2 protein-coding genes are annotated in these 4,618 nt (G+C 62.1%); both read right to left on the reverse strand.

What is annotated here, in order from left to right:
* Nucleotides 1–127 precede the first annotated feature (127 nt).
* Nucleotides 128–3,202, reverse strand: a complete 3,075-nt coding sequence (locus tag E4P00_RS26025; protein WP_248133327.1) for an efflux RND transporter permease subunit — start codon at nucleotides 3,200–3,202, stop codon at nucleotides 128–130.
* Nucleotides 3,203–3,204: 2 nt separating this feature from the next.
* Nucleotides 3,205–4,308 (reverse strand): efflux RND transporter periplasmic adaptor subunit, encoded by a 1,104-nt coding sequence (locus tag E4P00_RS26030; protein ID WP_248133328.1) that lies wholly within the window; start codon nucleotides 4,306–4,308, stop codon nucleotides 3,205–3,207.
* Nucleotides 4,309–4,618 lie beyond the last annotated feature (310 nt).

The raw sequence follows: 4,618 nt of genomic DNA on the forward strand, positions 1-4,618 counted from the left end.
GCGATCACCGGAATCAAGAGCCAGCCCCGTCAACCAGGGCTCTAACGAAAACAACCATCTGCAATCCCTCGCACTGTTCAATCAGGCGAGGGACTTTGCAGAGGTTTTCAGGGCAGGGGAGTAGAGCTTATCCGGCGCTTGCGTGGGAAGTTTCAGCAACCTTGTCGCGCAGCACCAGGCTGCACAGCGCCGGCAGGAACAACAGCGTCAACACCGTGCCCACCAACACGCCGCCAATCAGCACATAGGCCAGCGACGACCAGAACACTGACAGCGTCAGCGGAATAAACGCCAGCGCCGCTGCCAGTGCGGTGAGGATTACCGGGCGCGCACGGCGCACTGTGGCTTCGATGATGGCCTCGCGAATCGCCATGCCGTGATCCTGGTTCTGGCGGATCTGGTCGGTAAAGATCAGCGTGTTGCGCATCAGGATGCCGCCGATGCCGATCAGCCCGAGAATCGCGTTGAAACCGAATGGCTGGTTGAACAGCAACAAGGTCGGCACTGCACCGATCAGGCCCAGAGGCGCGGTAGCGAACACCATGAACATCACGCCGAACGAGCGCACCTGGAACATGATCACCGTGAGGGTCAGCAGGATCATGATCGGGAACAGCGCCGCCAGGGCCACGTTGGCCTTGGCACTTTCCTCTACCGGGCCGCCGATGTCGATTTTGTACCCACTGGGCAGCTTGGCGATCAGCGGTTGCAGGTCTTTGTACACGGCCATTTCCACATCGGGTGGTTGCACGCCGTCGATGATGTCGGCGCGCACTTCCACGGTGGTGGCGCGGTCACGGCGCTTGAGGATCGGTTCTTCCATCACCGCCTTGAAATGTCCGACCTGGGCCAGCGGCACCGACGTACCGGCGCTGTTGGTCAGCGTCATGTTATTGAGGTTGGCAAGGTCTTCGCGTTGGCTGCCCTGGGCGCGGGCCACCACTGAGACGGTGCGGTTGCCTTCGCGGACTTCGGTGATCGGGTTGCCGCTGAGCAGGGCGTTCAACTGGGACTTGACCTCGTCGGGGGTAAAACCCAGCAAGCGCAGGCGGTCCTGGTCCAGCACCAGGCGATAAGCGCTGGCACGCTCGCCCCATTCGAGGAAGGTGTCTCTGGTCAGCTTGTTGCCGGCCACGACCTGGCGTACGTCTTCAGACAGCTCGCGCAGCACATTGAGGTCTGGCCCGGAGACGCGAAACACCACCGGGAACGGCACCGGCGGGCCGAAGACGAGCTGTGTGACCCGCACCCGCGCCGATGGAAATTCGCCTGCCGCAATGCGCTCGCGCATACGCAGTTTCAGCGCATCGCGGGCGTGGGAGTCGGGGGTTTGCACGATCAGCTTGGCGAACGCCGGGTCGGGCATTTCAGGGTTCAACGACAGGAAAAACCGCGGTGCACCGCCGCCCACATACGTGTCCACCATGCTGGTCTGCGGCTCTTGCAACAGGGCTTTCTCCACCTGCGCTGCCACCGCTTCGGTGCTTTTAAATGCGCTGCCGGGTGGCATATACACTTCAAGAATCAGCTCCGAGCGGTCGGAGTCGGGGAAGAACTGTTTCTTCACCACCGCCATACCCAGGCCGCACAGCACGAACGCGGCCACCACCAGCCCGGTTACCAGCCAGCGCCCGCGCACGCAGGCCTCCACCAGGCTGCGCAGTTTCTGGTAGTAGCGCCCGGCATAAATCGCATCATGCCCGCCGGGGACTGGCTTGATGTGCGGCAACAACTTCACGCCCAGGTAAGGCGTAAACACCACGGCCACCAGCCAGGACGAAATCAGCGCGAAACCTACGATCCAGAAAATATTCCCGGCGTATTCGCCCGCCCCGGAGCGCGCAAACCCAACCGGGAGAAAACCGATGATGGTGACCAGGGTCCCGGTCAGCATCGGCGCCGCCGTGGAACTCCAGGCGTAGGTGGCCGCGTGGATCCGATCAAAGCCTTCTTCGAGTTTGACCACCATCATCTCGATGGCAATGATCGCGTCGTCCACCAACAAACCCAGGGAAATGATCAGTGCGCCGAGGGTCACACGGTCGAATTCACGGCCGGTGACCAGCATGATCACGAACACGATCGAGAGCGTCAGCGGCACGGCTGCCGCCACTACCAGCCCCACGCGAAAGCCCAGGGCCAGCAGGCTGATCAGCATCACCACGGCCAGGGCGACGAAGAATTTGAGCATGAACTCGTTGACCGCCAGGCTGATGTTTTTCGCCTGGTCGGAGACTTTGGCGAAGTTCACGCCCAAGGGCAGGTCGGCCTGGATCCTGGCTTCCTGGGCCAGCAGGCTCTTGTCCAGTTCCAGGCCGTTCCAGTGTTTTTCCATGATCACACCCAGCATCAGCGCGGGGTCGCCCTGGTGACGGATGCGGTAGCTGGGCGGGTCTTCATATCCGCGGCTCACGGTGGCGACATCAGCGATGCGCAGCACGCGGCCATTGACTTGCAGCGGTACGTTTTCGATCAGCGCGAGGCTGTCGAAGGCGCCGTCGATGCGTATGTAGGCGCGGGCGCCGGCGGTTTCGACGAAGCCTTCGGGCGCCACGGCGTTTTGCGCGGCGAGGGCGGCGAAGATTTGCTCGGGCTTGATGCCCAGAGTTGCCAGGCGCTCATAGGAAAACTCCACAAACACGCGCTGGGCCTGTTCACCAAGGATATTGACCTTCTTTACCCCCGGCAGGTTGAGCAAGCCCTGGCGCAGTTCCTCGGCCATTTGTACTTGCTGGCGGTGGGGCAGGTGTTCTGCCTCCAGGGCATACAAGGCGAAATACACATCGGAATATTCATCGTTGAAAAACGGCCCGATCACGCCCTTGGGCAGTTGCGCGGCTTCGTCGCTGAGCTTTTTGCGTGTCTGGTAGAACAGCGCCTGGATCTCGCTCGGGCGTGTGGATTCGAGGAAGGTCATGCGCATCGACACGAAACCCGGCTGGGCGATGGTCTCGACGCGGTCGTAGTAGTCCAGTTCCTGCAGGCGTTTTTCCAGGCGGTCGGCCACTTGCTCCTGCATCTCCTGGGCGGTGGCGCCGGGCCAGGCGGCGGTGATGGTCATGACCTTGACGGTGAACGAGGGGTCTTCGGCGCGGCCCAGCTTGCCGAACGCGAAGACCCCGGCGACGAGGATCGCAATCAGCAAAAACAGGGTGACAGCGCGGTGTTTGACGGCCAGTTCGGAGAGGTTGATCCCGCGCATACTCATTGATCCTGCTTACGGTTGAGGGCCAGCGCTTGGGAGGGCAGCAAGCGCACCGTATCGCCGCTGTGCAACAGGTGAGCGCCGAGGGCGACGATGGTTTGGCCGGGTGTTACGCCGCTGTCGAGCAAGGCGTCCTCCTGGCCGAGGCTGGCGACCTTCACCGGGGCGAAGCTGAGTTTGAAATCGTCGCCAATCACCCATACGCCCGTGCCTTGCCCTGCATCCTGCAAGGCGCCAATGGGTACGCGGGTTTGCAGGGGCTGGCCGTTGCCTTGCAAGCGCACGGTGATGGTGGAACCGAGGGCGAAACGTTCGACCGCACCCTGCAGCACATAACGTGCGCGGTAGGTGCGGGTCACGGGGTCGGCGCTGGCGGACAGTTCGCGCAGAGTGGCGGTCACGGCCTGGTCCGCTGCGCCAAAGGGAAGCGCCAGGGCTTTTTGCGTAGCCAGGTCACGCTGGTTCTCCGGCAGATTGACGATGGCTTCGCGGGCGCCGTCATGGGCCAGGCGCGCCACGATTTGCCCTTCGGCTACCACCTGGCCGCGATCGGCCAGCACGTCGGTGATGATGCCGTCGCCATCGGCCTTGAGTACTGAATAAGTGCGACGGTTTTCGATCTGGCTGGCATCCGATTGCGCCGCGGCCAGTTCGGCCTGGGCGACGCGCAGGTTAGTGGCCGACTGATCGAAGATCTGCCGCGACACCGCGCCGGTACTGGCCAGGCGCTGGTAACGGTTTTCGTCATCGCGGCGCTGGCGCAGTTGGGCCTGGGCGGCGGTGACGCGGTTTTTTGCCGAGCGCAGCGCCAGTTCGAAGTCGCCAATGTCCAGCACCAACAGGGTGTCACCACGGGAGACGTGCTGGCCGGGGTCGACCTTGCGTTCGATCACCTTGCCGCTGACCCGAAAGCCCAGGTCGCCTTCCGTGCGCGCGGCCACTACACCGGTATAGGCGCTTTGCTGGGTGCCGGCTGCTTCGACCTTGGCGGCGAGTACCGGGCGCGGCACTCGCACCTGGGCGGTATCGGCCTTGCTGTTGCAGCCATTGAGGAACATCAACAGGGCCAGGGGCGTGAGAAGACGCAGGGGGAGAGGGGGCATGACGAACTCCAGGGTGACCATAGGGCAAAAAAATTATGGGCATAATTTTTTCTCATATTATGGTCGAAATATAAATTAATCCAGCCCCCGGATATTCCCAGTCAGTTGTGCGCAGATCTCTTGTGGGCTTGTTCGCGAAAGCAGCATAGGTATCTATATATTTTTGTAGGTTGTAGCAGCTGACGGTAACCACGATGCGAAGCGAGCCGCTCTTGATCTTGATCTGCTTTTGATCTTAAGCGCCCCGTTAAACCACGCTGGCGGATTACGGGCACACCGAGCCTGGGCGAGGTGCCGAGTGGTGGGGCAA

The organism is Pseudomonas sp. B329 (genome assembly GCF_023127835.1).
Lineage (GTDB): Bacteria > Pseudomonadota > Gammaproteobacteria > Pseudomonadales > Pseudomonadaceae > Aquipseudomonas > Aquipseudomonas synxantha_A.